Genomic DNA, 17,233 nt, shown 5'->3' on the forward strand with positions numbered 1-17,233 from the left:
ACGTGCCCGTTTCCCAAATCACGCGCCGCTAAGGGCCGCGTCGAGATCCAGATCGAGTGTCACGGGGAAATGGTCAGACGCCAGAAGCAGCGCCTCGCGCAGCACCGGATCGGCATAACATTCCGGATCGTCGAACGGATGCCAGATGCGCCAGCCCCGCGCCGCGCGGCGCAGATCGGGCGAGATCAGGATGTAATCGAGAAGCGCCTGCAGGAAGCGTTTTTCCGGCGCGATGTAGAACCGCGCCGTGGCGGGCTGCGCGCCCACCCTTTGCGACAAGGCCTGAACGGCATGCGGATCATAAAGCGCGTCGGCCCCCTGACCCATGACGATCTCGACCGAGGAGCGTCCGAACAGCGCCTCGAAGGCATCGAGCCCCGGACCGTCGTTCAGATCCCCCAGTACGATGATGGGCCGTGCCTGCGCCTGATGAACGGCGATGCGACGATGAAGCCAGATCGCCTGGGCCAATTGCTTGCGCCGATTGGCGATGGAGAGGCGCATCATCTCGTCCCGCGACCGCGCGCCATGGGGGGCTTTCGATTTCAGATGCGCCCCGATCAGCGTGAGGTCGACACGATCCCGCCAGCGCAGCGCCACCTCGAAGGGCGGTTTGGAGAAGACGACCTCGTCCCGGGTGGCGTCGATGTCGAGATCGATGCTGAAGGTACGATCGAACCGCGGCGCATCCGGGCTTTCCAAGGGCGCGTGCCGGGCATCGATCACCGCCGGATCGAAGAGCAGCGCGATTTCCTGCTGCGTGCCGTTGGGAAAGCCCATCCGCGCGTGGCTGGTGCGCAGATCGAACGCCTCCGCGAAGGTCTGGAGGGCCGCGATGGTGTTGCGACGCCTGTTGGTGTCCGGGGCCTCGATCACCATGATCGCGTCCGCATCCATGGCGCGGAACACATGTCCGAGGGCCGCGATCTGTTCGGCGCGGGTGATATCCTGCCGGCCGGACCACCCGCCATCGTCCCGCAGCCTGCCCTCGTCGTCGAAAAGCGCATCGAACCATTCGATATTGTAGGTGGCGATGCGCATGATGGGTCCGCTCCGTGGCTTGGCGCGCGATCAGGTGGCCCGGCTGGCCGAAATCTCTTCCCAGGCGCGATTGACCGCGATCAGGCGTTTTTCGGACATCTTGACCGCCTCCTCGGGCAGGCCGCGCGCGACCATGCGGTCGGGATGGCTGTCACGCACCAGCGCGCGCCAGGCGCGCCGGATGTCGGGCAAGGGCGTGTCGGGATCGACGCCGAGGATCGCATAGGGGTCGGGATCGGCATCGGGCGCATAGCGCGTGCGCAACGTGCGGAACCGCGTACCCGACAAATCGAAAATTTCGGCCACGCGGGTCAGGAAGGCATCTTCCTTGGGGTGATAGGTCCCATCGGCGAGTGCGATATGAAAAAGCCCCTCCATCAGGTCGCAGAGCACGGCCTGATCGCCCCGGAACATCGCCGCGATGCGGGCCGCGTAATCCTCGAACCCGGCCACGTCCTGACGCGCGAGGTTGAACACGCGCGCAGCCCCGGCCTCGTCTTCGGGGGCGATATGGAACACCTCGCGGAAAGCGGCCACCTCGGACCGGCTGACCTGCCCGTCCGCCTTGGCCATCTTGGCCGAGAGCGCGATCACCGCGATGGTGAACGCGACCGAGCGTTCGGGCGGCGTGCGCAGGCGCTCGAACACCGTGGCGAGGCTTTCGCCGGAGGTAAGCGCCGAAAGCGCGTCGGAGATGCGGGACCAGATCGACATGGGGGAAGACTAGGGCGATTGCATGCAGAAGTCAGGCCGAAGACGACAGCATTTTTTGCATCAGGATCAAATCGATCCAGCGGTCGAACTTGCGCCCCGCATCGCGGATGCGTCCGGCCTCCTGAAAGCCGTGTTTGCGGTGAAAGGCGATGGCGGCGGCATTCTCCCCGCTGAGACCTCCGATGAGCGAACGGTGCCCGGCCCGCGTCGCATGCGCCTCGATCGCCGAAAGGAGCGCGCCACCCGTGCCCTGCCCGCGCCAATCGGGGGCGAGATGGATCGTATGCTCGACACATCTGCGGTAGCCGGGACCGGGGCGAAACGCCCCGTAGGTGGCGTAGCCCGCAATCCCGCTTGCCCCCGCGGCCACCAGAAAGATCGGACGCTCGGCGATCTGGGCGGCAATGGCGTCCGCGTCCGGGGGATCGGTCGTGAAGGTGACGGTGCTGGTCTCGGCCCAATGCGCCCAGATGGCGGCGATGGCGGGCGCGTCCTGCTCGCGGGCTGCGCGCAGCTCTAACGCAGGCATATGGCACCGTCCGGGCCGGTCAGCCGCGCCTCCATGCCCGGCGGGCCTGGCTCGAAGCGCACCAGCGGCGCGTCGAGATAGGGTGCCAGCCGCGCGGCCATCGCGGGTGCGTCGGGATGGCGGATGACAAGATCGGTCAGGACCAGCCCGGAGGGTGGCAGCAGGTCACCGGCAGGCGTCGGGCTTTGCCATTCGATAAGCGCGGGAAAGAGCCCGTCATAGGCAGGCTCCCCCGAGGCGGGCACGGCCATGCGCCAGCGCAGGTCGCCGCGTTCCAGCTGCACCGCCTGCCCGGCCTCGGGCAGCGCGTCGAGAGCCGCATCCATGTCATCGGTGCGCAGGATCCAGCGCACCAATCGTGGGGCCCCCGCGAAGGTATCAAGACCGAACCAGCGCGGACCTGCGGGCGGGGCGGCGTCCGGGTCGATGGCGATGGCCTCCAGATACAGCCCTCCATCGAGCCCCAGAAGCCGGTTATGGGTGCCATAGCGCGCATGTCGCCCGCCGGGTCCCATCGGCACGGAGAGCATGGCTTCGCAATGAGCGGTTGCCGCGGCGAGCGTCTCGCCCGGGACGGCCAGGTGATCGAGCGTGAGGCGCATGGTCACCGTCCCTTGAAGAGCCCGCCCAGGATGCCGCGCACGATGCGGCGGCCCGTGGTGCCCTTGAGCTCCTTCACGACGGCTGATGCGATGGCCCCGCCGATGGACGTGTCGCGCGAGGAACGCCGCCGCGTCGGCCGGGATGTGGAGCGTTCCACGCGGCTGCCCGAATAACGCCGGGCGGCCTTGTATTCGCGCTCGGCCATTTCGGCCTCGTCCTCGCGGCGCTCTTCCTCCTCGGCCGCTTTCGCCGCCTCCTCGGCGCGGGCTTTCAGCATCTCGTAGGCCGAGGCGCGGTCGAGCGTCTTGCGGTATTTCAGATCGAGATCGCTGGCATCGATGATCGCCCGCCGCGCCGAGGGATCGAGCGGGCCCAGCTGCGACGAGGGCGGGCGGATCAGCGTGCGCTCGGCCACGCCGGGCACGCCCTTCTTCTGCAGCATGGAGGTCACCGCCTCACCGGTGCCGACCTCCTTGATCGCCTCCTCGATGTCGAAGCGCGGGTTCTCGCGGTAGGTCTCGGCGGCCAGCCGCAGCGCCTTGCGGTCGCGCGCGGTGAAGGCGCGCAGCGCATGCTGCACGCGGTTGCCGAGCTGGCCCAGGATGTCCTCGGGCACATCGTCGGGGTTCTGGGTGATGAAATAGACGCCCACGCCCTTCGAGCGGATGAGCCGCGCCACCTGTTCGACCTTGTCCACCAGCGCCTTGGGCGCGTCGTCGAACAGCAGATGCGCCTCGTCGAAGAAGAAGACGAGCTTCGGCTTGTCGGGATTGCCCACCTCGGGCAGCTCCTCGAAGAGCTCGGACAGGAGCCACAGAAGGAAGGTCGCGTATAGCCGGGGCGAGGCCATCAGCGTATCGGCGGCGAGGATGTTGATCTGCCCGCGCCCGCCTTCGCGCAGGCGCATGATGTCCGACAGGTCGAGCGCGGGTTCGCCGAAGAGCTTCGCCCCGCCCTGGTTCTCGAGCACCAGTAGACGCCGCTGGATCGCACCCACCGATTGGGTGGCGATATTGCCGTAGCGCAGCGACAGCGTCTCGCGGTTCTCGCCCACCCAGACCAGGAGCGCCTGCAGATCCTTGAGATCGAGAAGCGGCAGGCCTTCTTCGTCAGCGACACGGAACGCGATGTTGAGGATGCCCTCCTGCGCCTCTGAAAGTTCCAGCAGGCGAGAGATCAGCAGCGGCCCCATCTCGGCCACGGTGGTGCGGATCGGATGGCCCTGATCGCCGAAAAGGTCCCAGAAGGTGGTCGGAAAGGCCTCGTAGATGTAGTCCGAGAAACCGATCGTCGCCGCGCGCTCGGTGAAGGGGCCATGCAGTTTGAACTCCGCCGATCCGCTCGCCGCAAGACCCGAAAGATCACCCTTCACGTCCGACAGGAAGACCGGCACACCCGCATTCGAAAAGCCTTCGGCGAGGATCTGCAACGTCACCGTTTTGCCCGTACCGGTCGCGCCCGCGATCAGCCCGTGGCGGTTGGCATAGGCCAGATCGAGCCATTGCTTGTCGCCGTAGCCTTCGCCGCCACCACCCACGAAGATGCCGTTATCCATGCCGCCTGCCCCGTTCCTGATTTGTGCGATTGGCAACATACTTACTTAACCAATTGCTGTCAGTGTGAATTTTGTCCGGCTCACGTGTTCTCTTTGAGTGCGGATTGACTTCCTCCCTGTCAGACTGGCCGCGTCTTCGGACGCGGTCTTTTTTGCGGCAACATTACAAGTGGGGCCTGTGTGGAAAACTGTTGATATTGCCTGTTGACGGGTCATCGATCCCATCGTAGCGTCCCAACCAATGACAAAGTCGGCCAGTCCGACGGGGAGAGAATGGAAAAGAGAGCTTTCGAGCTCTCTTTTCTTTTTTGTCTTGGGATCAAATCCTTGCGGGGCGAAGCTGACGCACATTTTGGTGCATTGCAGCGCTGCAATCCCCCCTGACACCGGGGCGAGAGCGTGCTAGAGGAGACGTCGAATTCGATCAAGCTGCCCTGAGGAGCGCTGTAGATGAAGACGACGCTGACCCACCTTTCCCTCATTGCCCTTCTGTCCGCAGCGCCCGCGCTGGCCCAGGACGAAAGCGCGGCCCCCGAAACCGAAGATGCGGCGCCTGCACAAAGTGAGCCTGCGCAAAGCGAAAGCGACGCCCCCGCAAGCCCGCCGATCTTCGACACGGGCGAGCCTGTGGGCGATGCCACGGCCGAAGGCGGCGCAGAGGGCGAAAGCACAAGCTACGTGCGCGAGACCATCGGCGACTGGTCGATCCAGTGCCTGCGCAATCCAGACGGCGACGATCCCTGCCAGCTCTACCAGCTTCTGAATGACGCCGACGGCAATTCCGTGGCCGAGGTCAGCCTGTTCAAGGTTGAGGGCCAGGGCCAGGCGGTGGCGGGTGCCAATTTCATCGTGCCGCTCGAGACGCTGCTGACCCAGAAGCTGACGGTCGCGGTCGATGGCGGTCAGGCCAAGCGCTACGACTTCGCCTTCTGCGCGCAGCTGGGCTGCGTGGCGCGGGTGGGCTTCACCGAGGCGGATATCAACCAGTTCAAGCGGGGCGCCACGGCCAACGTGACCATCGTGCCCGCAGCGGCACCGGATCAGACCGTGACGGTGGGCATGTCGCTCACGGGCTTCACCGACAGCTACGATTCGGTGGCCGTGTCGCAGTAGGACGCGCTGAGCGCCGGTTCAGACGCAAAAGGCCCGGAGCACATCGCTTCGGGCCTTTTTCTTGTGCCGGATTAAGGGGCAGCGACCGCTTTCTGCGCTCTCTCAGCCCCGTTCCGCCGCTATTGATAGGGCTTTCCCAAGCCGTCCAGAACCGCCCGTGCTGCGCGCTCGCCGGGCGGCGGGCCATCAAGACCGAGCCGGACCATCGTTTCCATCATGGCCCGGGTCTGCGCCTCTGGCGCGTCCAGAACCTGCAAGACCGCATCCGCGATGGGTCCGGGCTTGCAGTCCTTGCCGATGAATTCGGGTACGACCCGCGTCTCGGAGACGAGATTGACCAGCGTGACCGTATCGGTGATGAGCATGCGCCCGATGATCTGCCGCGACAGCCAGCTCATGTCATAGGCGATGACCATGGGGGTGGCCGCGGCCGCCAGTTCCAGCGACACGGTGCCCGAGGCGGCAAGGGCGACATCGGCCGCCCCGAAGGCTGCGCGCTTGGCCGTGACCATATCGAGCCGCTCCGGGTCGCGCGGATCGAGCACGATGGGGTTTCCGGGCCAGTCGCGCACCGTCTCCTGCACGGCCCCCGCGACCGAGTGCGCCGCAGGCACCACAACGCGCAAATCGGGCCGGGCCGCGTGCAAGCGCGCCACCACATCGCCCATGACCGGGCCGAGTCGGGCCACCTCCGAGCGGCGCGAGCCCGGCAGGATGAGGCAGAGCGGGGCCTCGCCCAGACCATGGGTCAGCCGGAAGGCGGCCATCTCGGCATGGCTCGCCTGCGGGTCGGTCACGACCGGATGCCCCACGAAGTCGCAGCGCATGCCCGCGGCTTCCATATAGGGCGGCTCGAACGGCAGGAGCGCCAGAACCTGATCCACATGGGCGGCCATCTTCTGGGCGCGTTTCGGACGCCAAGCCCAGACCGTTGGGGCCACGTAGTGCACGACGCGGATATCGCTTTTGGCTTTCACGAGCTCGGCCACGCGCAGGCAAAACTCCGGCAGGTCGATGGTGACCAGAACGTCGGGTTTGGCGGCGATGATCGCATCGGCCGTTTGCCGGATCCGGGCCTTCAGGCTGCGATATTCGCGCAGGATCTCGAAAATGCCCATGATCGAGATCTCGTCCATGGGAAAGAGGCTCGACAGGCCCTCTTCGATCATGCGCTCGCCGCCGATCCCCTCGAAGGTGACAGGTTCGAGCGCCGTGCGCCTGAAACCCCGCATGAGCGCTGCACCCAGTCGGTCCCCCGAAGGCTCGCCTGCGATGACGAAGACATGCATCAGCGGGGCCTTTCGCGGGACCAGAGGAAAAGGCCCAGCTCATCCGCTCTTGCGAGCGTCTTCGCGCGGTCGAGCACCAGCACTCCGTTTGCCTCGATCACGATGCCCGCAAGGCCCGCAGCCGCCGCCCCGGTCACGGTATCGGGGCCAATCGCCGGCAGATCGGCACGGCGGTCCTGGCTGGGCTTCGGCCCCTTGTAGAGGCAGCCTGCGCGCGCGGGCGCCCCGCCCGACAGCCAATCCGCCGCCTCGCCCAGAATGTCGAAGGTCGAGTCCATCAACGTGTCGGCGGGATCGCCAAGCCCCGCGCCTTGCGCCGCACCGCCCGTGGCGCCTGCCCCTCGTGCCAGATCGGCCAGCATGGCATCGGTGCCGCGCGCATCTTCGCGCGCAAGCACTTCCGTGCCGCGCAGAATGCAGGCCTGGCCGCGATCCTCCGCGCCCATCTGCGCGAGCACGCGGTCGCCCGTGCGTGCCTCCGTGCTGGCGATGGCAGGCGGCTGCGCCCGTGTCGGAATGCCCGGCGGCAGGAGAAGATCGGGGGCGGCTTCATGCGCGGCCAGGATGGCGAACCCCGCCTCCTCGAAAAGCGCCATGACCACGCGGAGCGCCCCGTCATCGCCCTGCGCCAGCGCTGCCGTGAGCCGGGGCACCAAAGGCTCGGTCGCGGCATCAATGGCTGACGGGTCGATCTGCGGGCGGTCGATCCCACCGCAGAGGCAAAGCTGCGTCACACCGCGCGCTTTCAGCTCCGAGATCAGGCTGCCCAGCGTTTCGATCCGGAAGGTCAGGTCGGGTGCGAGGCTGTCCGGCGGATTGCCCGCAAGCGCGCAGATCAGCGGCACCTCGATCCGCGTCGCGGCCACGGCTCCGGGCAGCGCCCCCCGGCCTGCGATGAGCGCGAGCATGCCGCCTCAGCCCGGGGTCAGGAAGTGCCGGTCGGTGGCGCCGGTCACGAAGTCGACGATTTCGCGCACGTAATCGCTTTCGGTTTCCTCACCGAGGCGGCGCGCGCGATCGGCAAAGGCGCCCTCCCCCTGGGCCAGCATCTGGAAGGCCGCGCGCAAGGCGGTGATGTCCCGCCGGGCCACGCCACGCCGTTTCAGACCCACGAGGTTCAGCCCGTCGAGCACCCCGCGCGGCGCCTGCACGAGACCGTAGGGAATGACATCGTTCGTCACCATTGTGACCGCGCCGATGATCGCGCCGCGCCCGATGCGGACGAACTGGTGAACGCCGGAAAGGCCACCGACGATCACGTCGTCATGGATCACGCAATGGCCCGCCAGCGCGGAATTGTTCACGAGGATCACGTTATTGCCGACCACAACGTCATGGGCCACATGGGCCCCCGCCATGATCAGGCAATCGTTGCCCACGCGCGTGACGCCGCCACCCCCCTCGGTGCCTGCATTGATCGTGACGTGTTCGCGGATGCGGTTGCGGTCGCCGATCTCGAGGCGGGTCTTTTCACCCTTGAACTTCTTGTCCTGCGGGATCTCTCCGATCACGCCGAAGGAGAAGAAGGTGTTGCCCGTGCCGATCACGGTATCACCGGTCAGCACGACATGGCTTTTCAGCACGTTGTCGGGACCGAGGCGCACATCGGGGCCGATATGGCAGAAGGGGCCGATCTCGCAGCCGGGGCCGATCTCGGCGCCCTCTTCGACATAGGCGGAGGGATGGATGCGGGGGGCGGTGTCGCTCACTTCGGCATGTCCATCATCGCGGTGAACTCGGCCTCGGCGGCCATCTCGCCATCGACGGTGGCCGTGCCCTTGAACTTCCAGACCTTGCCGCCGGGCTTGCCGCGCAGCGTCTCGAGCCGCATCTGCAACTGGTCGCCGGGGATCACCTTGCGGCGGAACTTGCAGCCGTCGATCCCCATGAAATAGATCAGCATGTCCTTGTCGGCGAGATCGAGCGCGACGCCCACCATCACACCTGCCGTCTGGGCCATCGCCTCGACGATGGTGACACCGGGCATGATCGGCGTGCCGGGGAAATGCCCCTGGAAATGCGGCTCGTTCATGGTGACGTTCTTGATGCCGAGCGCCGAGGCGGTGCCGTCGATCTCCTCGACCCGGTCCACCAGCAGGAACGGATAGCGATGCGGCAGGATGCGCTGGATGAGCTGGATATCGGCGCGTTTCAGATCACTGGACATGGTCTTCCTCTCGGCTGGCCCAAATGCGCCGGGGCGCGACGGGGGCTGGGGCAGTTCCCGGTGGGTAGCAATCGGCGCCGCACGGTGCAAGCGCGACCGGTCCCTACTCGGTCCCGGCGGGCGACGCGTCGGGGTCACCCATGTCGAACAAAGCGCCACCTTCCGACCTGTCGGACTGCGCGCCGGACGGGTTCGGCGCCGCGTTTTCGGGGGCCGCGGCCGGATCGGGCAGCGATATGCCTTCGCCGTTCCCGATACGGGCATCGACGCGCGCAATCGCGAGATCGGTGATGTCGATCGCATTGGCCGACAGGAGCACATTCGCCCGCTCTATGATCAGCGCACCGCCCGCCTCGCGCAGGATATCGGTCAGAACGGGCTGCACGGCGTTGAAGAAGACGCGCCGCACGCGGTCGCCGCGATTGGCCAGATCGCGGGCCTTGGCATCCTGCCGCTGGCGCAATTCCTGCACGCGGGCATCGAAGGCATCGGCCAGTGCGCGAAACTGGGCCGCATCGGTCTCGGCGCGAAGATCTGTCAGGCGCCGCTCTTCCTGCGACAGCTCGGCCTCGATCTCGCGGTTCTCCGCGGCAAGCGCCTGCCCCGCAGCCTCGACATCGCCGATGAGACGCTGGCCAAGTGCGCTATCGGTGAAAAGCCGCTCGGATTCGAGCGTCAGGATCGGCGAGCGGACGATCTGCCGATCCGTATCATTTTCCTGCTGGGACGCCTCCGCGCGCGCAACGGGGGCCTGATCGGCCGTCTGCGCGAGGGCCGGTGCGGAAAAGGCCGCCCATGCCCCAAGCGCCAGCAGCGCCGCGGCGAGGCTGGTGCGTATCGCCGCGGATCCGGTCATCAGAAATCGGTCGAGATCGTCAGCTCGAAGTTCTGCTCGCGATCCTCGTCTTCTTTCTGCAAGGCCTCGGAGAAGTTGAACCGCAAGGGACCGAGCGGTGTGGTCCAGAAGAGCGACAGGCCAATGACCTGACGGACAGCGCCGTCCTCATAGAGGACCTCGCCCGTGGCCGCGTCGGTATCATCGAGCCCCCAGAGCGAGCCCACATCGTAGAAGACACCGCCCGCGATGCCGTATTCCTCGGGCAGGCCAAGGGGGAATTCCGCCTCGAAGCGGGCGACGGCGTAGTAATTGCCGCCAAGCGCGTCGTCGAAGCCCGCCCCCTTTTCGCGCGGGCCGATGCCGCCCGGCTCAAAGCCGCGCATCCGGCTGGAACCCAGGAAGAAACGGTCGGTCACCCGGCTGCCCTGATCGCCGGTGTAATTCAGCGCGCCACCTTCGAAGATCGCGCGCAGCGTGACCTCTTCGGAGAAGGCCAGCCGCTGCGCCACCGCGCGCACATCGGTTTTCACGAAGGTCGTATCTCCGCCCACGCCGCCGAAATCCTGCCCGAACTCGAGCAGAACACCCGCATTCGGATCAAGTCCGGTGCGGCGCGTGTCATAGCTGAACCGGTACCCGATCGAACTTTGATAAAGCGCGCCCGCCTCGGCTTCCGAGGTCACGATGCCACCGACATCGGATTCGTCGGGCAGCGTCAGATCGGTATATTCGAGCGTGTAGCGCAGTTGCAGCCGCCCATTATCGGAAATCGGGAAGGTCAGCGACGGCGAGAAAGTGCCCGTTTCGGTGTTGTAATCCGCGTTCTGCCGTTCGGTGTTCGAATAGCTGAGCCCGATCCCGAAGGCGAGATCGCGGCCCAGAAGCGCCGGTTCGACGAAGCTGAACGAGTAACGGTTGCTGTCGGAGCTGGAGGTCAGGCCGAGGCTGAGTTGCTGGCCGCGACCGATGAAGTTCCGCTCCGCGAAGGACAGGTTCAGACCGAAGCCCGAGGAGGTCGAGTAGCTGCCCCCGATGGAGATCGAGCCGGTCGGCTGTTCCTCGACATCGACATCGACGATGACCTGCTGCGGGGTCGAGCCTTCACGCGCCTGCACCTCGGCATCCGCGAAGAAGCCAAGCGCGCGGATACGTTCGGCGGCATTGCGGATCTCGCGCGGATTGAAGGGATCGCCCTCGACGGTCTCGAACTGGCGGCGCACGACCCGGTCGAGCGTGGTGGTGTTGCCCTCGATATCGATCCGCTCGACGAAGATGCGCGGGCCGCGGGTCAGGACATATTCGATATCCAGCGACAGATCGCGGTCGTTGCGGGTCACGCGCGGCTCCACCCGCACGAAGTCGAGGCCTTCCTCGACCGCGCGACGCTCCAGCCGTTCGATGTCGCGATCCACAAGCTGCGGCGCGTAGACCTTGCCCGGACGTACGGCGACCGCACGCTGGAACGCGTCGATGTCGACCTCGGCCAGATCGGAGGTCACGGTGATCTCACCGAAGCGGAATTGCTGCCCTTCCTCGACATTGAAGGTGACGAAATATCCGTCCCGTTCCGCGGCAAGTTCGGCATTGGTGCCGGTGATGCGGAAATCGACATAGCCGCGCGAGGAATAGAAATCCTCAAGAAGCTGGCGGTCGAACTCGATCCGGTCGGCGATGAACGTGTCGCGCGTGATGATCGCGCGCAGAAGCCCCGCCTGCTTCGTCTCGAGGACGCGGCGCAGACGGCGGTCTGAGAATTGCTGGTTGCCGACAAAGGCGATCCGCTCCACCTCGGCGACGCCGCCTTCGAACACCTCGAAGACCAGATCGACGCGATTGTCGGAGCGGCGAATCAAGCGCGGCTGCACGCGGGCGGCGATCCGGCCCTGGGCCACGTAAGCCTCGGCGATCAGGTTGGCATCGGCCTCCGCCGTGGACGGGCTGTAGACGCGACGGGACTGGGATTGCAGAAGCGGCTGAAGGTCCTCGTCATCTATACGGCGATTGCCCTCGATCGCGATGCGGTTGATCGTCGGATATTCGACCACGCGGATGAGCAGCGTGTTGCCTTGCGGCACGATCTCGACCTCCTCGAAAAGGCCGGAATTCTGAATGTTCTGGAAGGCGTCGTTCAGCTGCGATGCGGAGACCGGCTGACCGCGCGCGATGCCCGCGTAAGACAGGATCGTGCCCGGCTCGATGCGCTGTGCGCCCTCGATCTCGACATTCGTGAAGACGAAGCTTTGCGCCACGACCGGCGTTGGTACGGTGACCAATACTGCAGCGGTTGAAAGCGAGAAAGCGGCGATGGCGCTTATTTTCGCGAACCCGTTGAGCGCCGACATACCAGGGCGCGCGACAGCCGTTTTCGACATTCCGCCAATTCCTTCCGACTTCCCTCTGAGATGTCAGTATCGGGATTGGAAGTCCTTGTCAAAAGGCGGAAACGCCTTTTCGGGCGGGTTTAAAGCGAGCCCAAAAACGCGCCGAAGCAGAGGGCGAAAATGATCGTGCAGACATAGAGCAGCCGGTCCCAGTTCAGGTTCCAGAGAAGCTCAAGTCCGCGGTAGCCTTGTTGAAGGGTCTGCATAGCGTCACCTGTCGCGATAGAGATTGCGTCAGGGTCTTAGATAAGGGCGGATTGCGACGGAAATGCGGCAAGGCCGGGGCAAGTTGGCGGCACGCGCCCTGCCCCGGCCTGCTTCGGCCTGAAACGAGACCGAGCTTACGGACAGAAGATATCGTTCGTCAGACCCAGCACCATGATCGACAGGATCAGGACAAGCCCCGCCGACATCAGCACCCTGAGCGCCCGGTCGCTGGGCGGCTTACCGCGCACGGCCTCGTAGGCGTAGAAACACAGATGCCCGCCATCGAGGACAGGGATCGGAAAGAGGTTCAGAAGGCCCACGGCCGTCGACAGAACCGCGATGAACCAGATGAAATTGGTGGTGCCCTGACTGGCCATCGAGCCCGAGGTTTCGGCAATGCCGATGGGCCCGGAGAGATTGCAGGTCGAAATCGCGCCGGTGATCATGTGCCACATGCCGGAGATCGACCCCTCGATGATCGCGCCCGTCTGGCTGATCCCCGAGGTGAACGCGCCCCAGACACCGGGCGTCTCGGTGGCGGGCTCGAAGAACATGCCGCCCACGATGCCGATCCGGTAGACCGTGCGGAAGGAATTGTCGGGCTGCGGCTCATCGGTGCGGCGCGGCGTCAGCGTGGTCTCCACGATATCGCCATCGCGCCAGATCGTCAGGTCGAGTGCGGCCCCTTCGGAGCCCTCCACCCGTTCGCGCAGCTGATCGAAGGCGAAGACCTCCTCGCCGTTGATGGTGCGGATCACATCACCGGGCCGGAAGCCCGCATCATCGGCGGCCGATCGCGGCACCACCTGCGTGGCAATCGGCGGATAGACATACGGCCCGGTCACGTCGATCTCGGAGCCGTCGCGCAGCACGGTATAGTCCAGTGCCTCCTGCTGGGGCAGCGCGTCGAGGAAGGCGGTGAAGGCCTCATCCTCGTCGAAGCCCGGCGGTGCGGTGCCCTCGATCGCGACGATTTCGTCGCCGATGCGCAGCTCCTGGTTTGCGGGAAGCACGCGCAATTCGCCCACGGTAATGGGCTCCGACACGACGCCGCGCGCCATGAAGATCGCGGTGAAGACAAGGATCGACAGGACGAAATTGAAGATCGGACCCGCCGCGACCGTGGCCGCCCGCGCCCAGAGCGGCGCGCCGTTCATCGTGCGGCGTCGTTCCGCCTCCGAAAGGGCATCCATCGCGGCCTCGTCCTTGCCGCCGGAGGCATTGCTGTCGCCCTTGAACTTGACGTAGCCGCCCAGCGGAAACAGCGCGATCTGCCATTTCGTGCCGCGCTTGTCGTGGCGCGAATAGATGACCGGGCCGAAGCCCAGGCTGAAGACATCCGCATGGATGCCCGACCAGCGGCCCACGATGTAATGGCCGTATTCATGGATCGCGACGATGATCGACAGGGCGATGACAAAGGCCACGAGGGTCCACAAAAGCCCCCCGAACTGCGGAATCAAAGAAACGAAATCCAAATGCCCTGCCCTTTTATTCTGTCATCACCGCGTCTGCGGTTTCTCTTGCGAGATGGTCTGCCTCCCGGACCATATCAAGCGTAATCTCGTCGACATTAAGGACCGATTGCGCCGAAAGACGGTCGAGCACGGTCTCGACGACTTGTGCCATTTCCAGAAAGCCGATGCGTTTTTCGATGAAGGCATCGAGCGCGCGTTCCTTGGCGGCGTTGAAGACCGCACCCGAAAGACCACCCGTCTCCATGACGGCGCGCGCAAGCCGCAGCGCGGGCCAGCGCATCTCGCAGGCCGGGCGGAAGGTAAATTGACCAAGCGCCACGAGGTCGAGCCGCTCGACGGGAAGCGGCTTGCGCGCGGGATGATGCAGCGCAAAGCCGATGGCGTGGCGCATGTCCGCAGGCCCCACATGGGCCATCAGACCGCCATCGCGGAACCCGACAAGGGCATGGATCATGGATTCGGGGTGCACCACGGTCTCGATCCGCTGAGGCTCGATGCCGAAGAATTCCCGCGTCTCGATGAGTTCCAGCGCCTTGTTGAACATCGACGCGGAGTCGATGGTGATCCGCTGGCCCATGTCCCAATTGGGATGGGTGGCGGCCTGTTCGGGCGTGGCACGGGCCAGATCCTCAAGCGGCCAGTCGCGGAACGCGCCGCCCGATGCGGTGATGATGACCCGCTCCACCGCCGCGATGTCTTCGCCAATGAGCGCCTGGAACACGGCGGAATGCTCACTGTCGACGGGCAGGATGGCCCCGCCATGCGCCTTCGCGGTCGCCATGACGAGCGGGCCCGCGCAGACCATGCTTTCCTTGTTGGCGAGCGCCAGCGTCGCCCCCGTCTCGAGCGCGGCAAGCCCCGGCGCGAGCCCGGCCGCGCCGACAATGGCGGACATGACCCAATCCGCAGGACGGCGCGCAGCCTCAGAGAGGGCGTTGGTGCCCGCCGCGGCCTCGACATCACTGCCTTTGAGGGCCGCGCGCAGATCCTCCAGCATATCCTCATGGGCGGTGACCGCGATTTCGGCCCCAAGCCGCTTCGCATCCGCGGCGAGCCGGGCCACATTGCGCCCGCCCGTGAGCGCCACCACCTGGTAGGCGTCAGGATCGCGCGCGATCAGGTCAATCGTGTTCTGCCCGATGGAGCCGGTCGCCCCGAGGATCGAGATCTGCCGCCGCCCGCTCATCTCAGCTGATACCCGAGGGGAAACCCACCAGCGGCCCGACGATCAGGATGAACAAGGCCGCCCCGAGCATCCCGTCGAAGCGGTCGAAGAGACCGCCATGGCCGGGGATGAGGGTCGAGCTGTCCTTGACGCCCGCGCGCCGCTTGATCGCCGATTCCGCGATATCGCCGAGCTGGCTCGCCATAGAGATCGCGATGGAGAGGGGCACGAGGCTCATATCCGCGCCGGTCAGCCCGGCGAAGATCGCGCCAAGCCCGCCTGCGGCGATCCAGCCCGCAACCGTGCCCGACCAGGTCTTCTTGGGGCTGACGCGCGGCCAGAACTTGGGTCCGCCGATCATGCGGCCTGCGAAGTATCCCGCCACATCGGTCGCGACAACCACAAGGACGAGCCACAGCATCCAGATCAGACCGAAATCGTCGCGCACGCCCATCATGCCGTAGCCCGCGAGCAGGATCATCGCCGCGAAGGCCGCATAGGTCGGCCCGCCCCGGGTCATCTGCCCGAAGCCCAGCATCGACGGCGCGAGCAGCAGCGGCATCGCGTAGGCGGGGGGCAATTCGGCCGCGATCAACACCGCGCCCGCCGCCGCCACGCCCAGAACCTTGGGCGTGCGGATGCGATCGGAATCGATCATGCGCACGAGTTCCCAGACCATGAGCCCGGAGACCAGCGCGATGAGGATGTGGAAGGTCAGACCACCCGCCCAGACGCAGGCCATGCCCACCCCGACCATCACCAGGCCGGAGATCATGCGTTCGGACAGATCCCCCCAATTGCCTTTTGGGCTCATGCAGGCACGGCTCCGAAGCGGCGGTCGCGGCGTCCGAAGCCTTCGGTCAGGCGCATGAATTCACCGGCGGTGAAATCGGGCCAGAGCGTGTCGACGAACTCGTATTCGGCATAGGCGGATTGCCACAGCAGGAAGTTGGAGATGCGCGCCTCGCCGGAGGTGCGGATCACGAGGTCCGGATCTGGCAACAGGCAGGTATCGAGGTAACGCGGCAGCGTCTCCTCGCCCACATCCTCGGGCTTGAGCTTGCCATCGGCCACGTCCTGCGCCAGCCGCCGCGTCGCGCGGGCAACTTCGTCGCGGCCTCCGTAGTTCAGCGCGATCGTGAGGTTGGTACCGTCGCAATGCGCGGTCATCGCCTCGAGCTGGTCCATGAGCTCGCGCAGCTTGCGGTCGAGCCCGGGCCGGTCACCGATGAAGCGCACGCGCACATTGTTCTCGCGCAGCGCGCGGGCCTCGCGGGTGATGTAGAGCCGAAAGAGGCTCATCAGCCCCGCCACCTCGTCCTGGGTGCGCTTCCAGTTCTCCGTCGAGAAGGCGAAGATGGTCAGGTATTCCACGCCGCAATCCGGGCAGGCCTCGACGATCTCGCGCACGCGGCGCGCGCCCGCCTGGTGACCGAAAAGCCGGGGACGGCCACGGCTTTGCGCCCATCGGCCATTGCCGTCCATGATGACGGCGACGTGACGCGGGGCGTCTGCGTTTTTGGCCTTGGGCATCGGGTCTCTCCTTTGGCGAGCTGGCGAACCTGTCGCGCGCGGTCCGTGTCTCAGACCTGCATGATTTCCTGCTGCTTGGCTTCGAGCGCTTCGTCCACCTTCTTGATGTAGGTGTCGGTCAGCTCCTGCACCTCGGTCTCCCAGAACTTCTGATCGTCCTCGGAGAGACCATCGGCCTTGGCCTTCTTGATCTGGTCCATGCCGTCGCGGCGCAGGTTGCGGATCGAGACGCGCGCATTCTCCGCGTAGGAGCCCGCGACCTTGGTCAGCTCGCGGCGGCGTTCCTCGTTCAGCTCGGGGATGGGCAGCATGATGATCGTGCCGTTGAGCTGGGGATTGATGCCCAGCCCGCTCTCGCGGATGGCCTTCTCGACCTTGTTCACGAGGCCCTTGTCCCAGACATTGATCGTGACCATGCGCGGCTCCGGCACGTTCACGGTGCCGACCTGGTTGATCGGCGTCATCTGGCCATAGGCCTCGACCTGCACCGGCTCCAGCATGGAGGCCGATGCCCGGCCCGTCCGCAGCGACGCGAATTCGGTGCGCAGATTGGTCATGGCGCCATCCATACGGCGGGTGAGATCGTCTGTGTCTAGCTCGAAGTCGTCAGCCATAAGAGT

General features: G+C 65.8%; 18 protein-coding genes. 1 reads left to right on the plus strand and 17 read right to left on the minus strand.

The window, feature by feature from the left end; genetic code table 11:
• Positions 1-18 precede the first annotated feature (18 nt).
• From FIV09_RS10605 to FIV09_RS10625, 5 genes are read right to left on the minus strand one after another with little or no spacing between them, the layout of a single operon-like run.
• Positions 19-1,041 (minus strand): endonuclease/exonuclease/phosphatase family protein, encoded by a 1,023-nt coding sequence (locus tag FIV09_RS10605; protein ID WP_152449916.1) that lies wholly within the window; start codon positions 1,039-1,041, stop codon positions 19-21.
• 30 nt (positions 1,042-1,071) lie between these two features.
• A complete protein-coding gene (locus FIV09_RS10610; protein ID WP_152449917.1) occupies positions 1,072-1,755 on the minus strand; it encodes a molecular chaperone DjiA in 684 nt (227 codons plus the stop codon).
• A gap of 31 nt (positions 1,756-1,786) precedes the next feature.
• Complete coding sequence (locus FIV09_RS10615; RefSeq protein ID WP_152449918.1) at positions 1,787-2,284, minus strand: GNAT family N-acetyltransferase; 498 nt, start codon at positions 2,282-2,284, stop codon at positions 1,787-1,789.
• Positions 2,272-2,886 (minus strand): VOC family protein, encoded by a 615-nt coding sequence (locus tag FIV09_RS10620; RefSeq protein ID WP_152449919.1) that lies wholly within the window; start codon positions 2,884-2,886, stop codon positions 2,272-2,274. The genes FIV09_RS10615 and FIV09_RS10620 overlap by 13 nt, the downstream gene beginning before the upstream one ends.
• 2 nt (positions 2,887-2,888) lie before the next feature.
• Positions 2,889-4,442, minus strand: coding sequence for a helicase HerA-like domain-containing protein (locus FIV09_RS10625; protein WP_152449920.1), 1,554 nt, complete (start codon positions 4,440-4,442; stop codon positions 2,889-2,891).
• Positions 4,443-4,892: 450 nt separating this feature from the next.
• Between FIV09_RS10625 and FIV09_RS10630 the strand changes: the two genes are divergently transcribed.
• The gene (locus FIV09_RS10630) at positions 4,893-5,555 is read left to right on the plus strand and encodes an invasion associated locus B family protein (RefSeq protein ID WP_152449921.1); all 663 of its coding nucleotides are present in this window, start codon (positions 4,893-4,895) and stop codon (positions 5,553-5,555) included.
• Between the two features lie 119 nt (positions 5,556-5,674).
• Here the strand turns inward: FIV09_RS10630 and lpxB are convergent, their stop codons facing one another.
• The 12 genes from lpxB to frr all read right to left on the minus strand — a co-directional run bounded on the left by lpxB (position 5,675) and on the right by frr (position 17,227).
• A complete protein-coding gene (lpxB, locus tag FIV09_RS10635) occupies positions 5,675-6,844 on the minus strand; it encodes a lipid-A-disaccharide synthase (protein WP_152449922.1) in 1,170 nt (389 codons plus the stop codon).
• Positions 6,844-7,752, minus strand: a complete 909-nt coding sequence (locus FIV09_RS10640) for an LpxI family protein (RefSeq protein ID WP_152449923.1) — start codon at positions 7,750-7,752, stop codon at positions 6,844-6,846. Before FIV09_RS10640 ends, lpxB begins: the two co-directional genes overlap by 1 nt.
• 6 nt (positions 7,753-7,758) lie before the next feature.
• Positions 7,759-8,553 carry an acyl-ACP--UDP-N-acetylglucosamine O-acyltransferase gene (gene lpxA, locus FIV09_RS10645; RefSeq protein WP_152449924.1) on the minus strand — a complete coding sequence of 265 codons (795 nt, stop codon included), beginning with the start codon at positions 8,551-8,553 and terminating at the stop codon, positions 7,759-7,761.
• The gene (gene fabZ, locus FIV09_RS10650; protein WP_152449925.1) at positions 8,550-9,011 is read right to left on the minus strand and encodes a 3-hydroxyacyl-ACP dehydratase FabZ; all 462 of its coding nucleotides are present in this window, start codon (positions 9,009-9,011) and stop codon (positions 8,550-8,552) included. Before fabZ ends, lpxA begins: the two co-directional genes overlap by 4 nt.
• Positions 9,012-9,114: 103 nt before the next feature.
• The gene (locus FIV09_RS10655; protein WP_152449926.1) at positions 9,115-9,867 is read right to left on the minus strand and encodes an OmpH family outer membrane protein; all 753 of its coding nucleotides are present in this window, start codon (positions 9,865-9,867) and stop codon (positions 9,115-9,117) included.
• On the minus strand, positions 9,867-12,221 hold the full coding sequence (gene bamA / locus FIV09_RS10660) for an outer membrane protein assembly factor BamA (protein ID WP_254702205.1): 2,355 nt from the start codon (positions 12,219-12,221) through the stop codon (positions 9,867-9,869). The genes FIV09_RS10655 and bamA overlap by 1 nt, the downstream gene beginning before the upstream one ends.
• An 89-nt stretch (positions 12,222-12,310) precedes the next feature.
• On the minus strand, positions 12,311-12,436 hold the full coding sequence (locus tag FIV09_RS20700; protein ID WP_256371848.1) for a hypothetical protein: 126 nt from the start codon (positions 12,434-12,436) through the stop codon (positions 12,311-12,313).
• Between the two features lie 135 nt (positions 12,437-12,571).
• Entirely contained in the window at positions 12,572-13,915 is a 1,344-nt protein-coding gene (rseP, locus tag FIV09_RS10665; RefSeq protein ID WP_152449927.1) for an RIP metalloprotease RseP, read from the minus strand.
• A 13-nt stretch (positions 13,916-13,928) separates the two neighbouring features.
• A complete protein-coding gene (dxr, locus tag FIV09_RS10670) occupies positions 13,929-15,101 on the minus strand; it encodes a 1-deoxy-D-xylulose-5-phosphate reductoisomerase (protein WP_152449928.1) in 1,173 nt (390 codons plus the stop codon).
• Between the two features lies 1 nt (position 15,102).
• Complete coding sequence (locus FIV09_RS10675) at positions 15,103-15,894, minus strand: phosphatidate cytidylyltransferase (protein ID WP_152449929.1); 792 nt, start codon at positions 15,892-15,894, stop codon at positions 15,103-15,105.
• Positions 15,891-16,613, minus strand: a complete 723-nt coding sequence (gene uppS, locus FIV09_RS10680; RefSeq protein ID WP_152449930.1) for a polyprenyl diphosphate synthase — start codon at positions 16,611-16,613, stop codon at positions 15,891-15,893. The genes FIV09_RS10675 and uppS overlap by 4 nt, the downstream gene beginning before the upstream one ends.
• A 50-nt stretch (positions 16,614-16,663) precedes the next feature.
• Positions 16,664-17,227: a ribosome recycling factor gene (frr, locus tag FIV09_RS10685; RefSeq protein WP_152449931.1), complete on the minus strand. Its 564-nt coding sequence runs from the start codon at positions 17,225-17,227 to the stop codon at positions 16,664-16,666.
• Between the last annotated feature and the right edge of the window lie 6 nt (positions 17,228-17,233).

Origin of the sequence: Roseivivax sp. THAF197b, assembly GCF_009363255.1 — a bacterium.
Taxonomy (GTDB): Bacteria; Pseudomonadota; Alphaproteobacteria; order Rhodobacterales; family Rhodobacteraceae; genus Roseivivax.

Coding starts and splice junctions, on each gene's coding strand:
- FIV09_RS10620 (WP_152449919.1), bottom strand. CDS start 2,886: ATGCGCCTCACGCTCGATCACCTGGCCGTCCCGGGCGAGACGCTCGCC.
- FIV09_RS10630 (WP_152449921.1), top strand. CDS start 4,893: ATGAAGACGACGCTGACCCACCTTTCCCTCATTGCCCTTCTGTCCGCA.
- FIV09_RS10625 (WP_152449920.1), bottom strand. CDS start 4,442: ATGGATAACGGCATCTTCGTGGGTGGTGGCGGCGAAGGCTACGGCGAC.
- FIV09_RS10615 (WP_152449918.1), bottom strand. CDS start 2,284: ATGCCTGCGTTAGAGCTGCGCGCAGCCCGCGAGCAGGACGCGCCCGCC.
- fabZ (WP_152449925.1), bottom strand. CDS start 9,011: ATGTCCAGTGATCTGAAACGCGCCGATATCCAGCTCATCCAGCGCATC.
- FIV09_RS10640 (WP_152449923.1), bottom strand. CDS start 7,752: ATGCTCGCGCTCATCGCAGGCCGGGGGGCGCTGCCCGGAGCCGTGGCC.
- lpxB (WP_152449922.1), bottom strand. CDS start 6,844: ATGCATGTCTTCGTCATCGCAGGCGAGCCTTCGGGGGACCGACTGGGT.
- FIV09_RS20700 (WP_256371848.1), bottom strand. CDS start 12,436: ATGCAGACCCTTCAACAAGGCTACCGCGGACTTGAGCTTCTCTGGAAC.
- FIV09_RS10655 (WP_152449926.1), bottom strand. CDS start 9,867: ATGACCGGATCCGCGGCGATACGCACCAGCCTCGCCGCGGCGCTGCTG.
- bamA (WP_254702205.1), bottom strand. CDS start 12,221: ATGTCGAAAACGGCTGTCGCGCGCCCTGGTATGTCGGCGCTCAACGGG.
- FIV09_RS10675 (WP_152449929.1), bottom strand. CDS start 15,894: ATGAGCCCAAAAGGCAATTGGGGGGATCTGTCCGAACGCATGATCTCC.
- FIV09_RS10605 (WP_152449916.1), bottom strand. CDS start 1,041: ATGCGCATCGCCACCTACAATATCGAATGGTTCGATGCGCTTTTCGAC.
- FIV09_RS10610 (WP_152449917.1), bottom strand. CDS start 1,755: ATGTCGATCTGGTCCCGCATCTCCGACGCGCTTTCGGCGCTTACCTCC.
- dxr (WP_152449928.1), bottom strand. CDS start 15,101: ATGAGCGGGCGGCGGCAGATCTCGATCCTCGGGGCGACCGGCTCCATC.
- frr (WP_152449931.1), bottom strand. CDS start 17,227: ATGGCTGACGACTTCGAGCTAGACACAGACGATCTCACCCGCCGTATG.
- uppS (WP_152449930.1), bottom strand. CDS start 16,613: ATGCCCAAGGCCAAAAACGCAGACGCCCCGCGTCACGTCGCCGTCATC.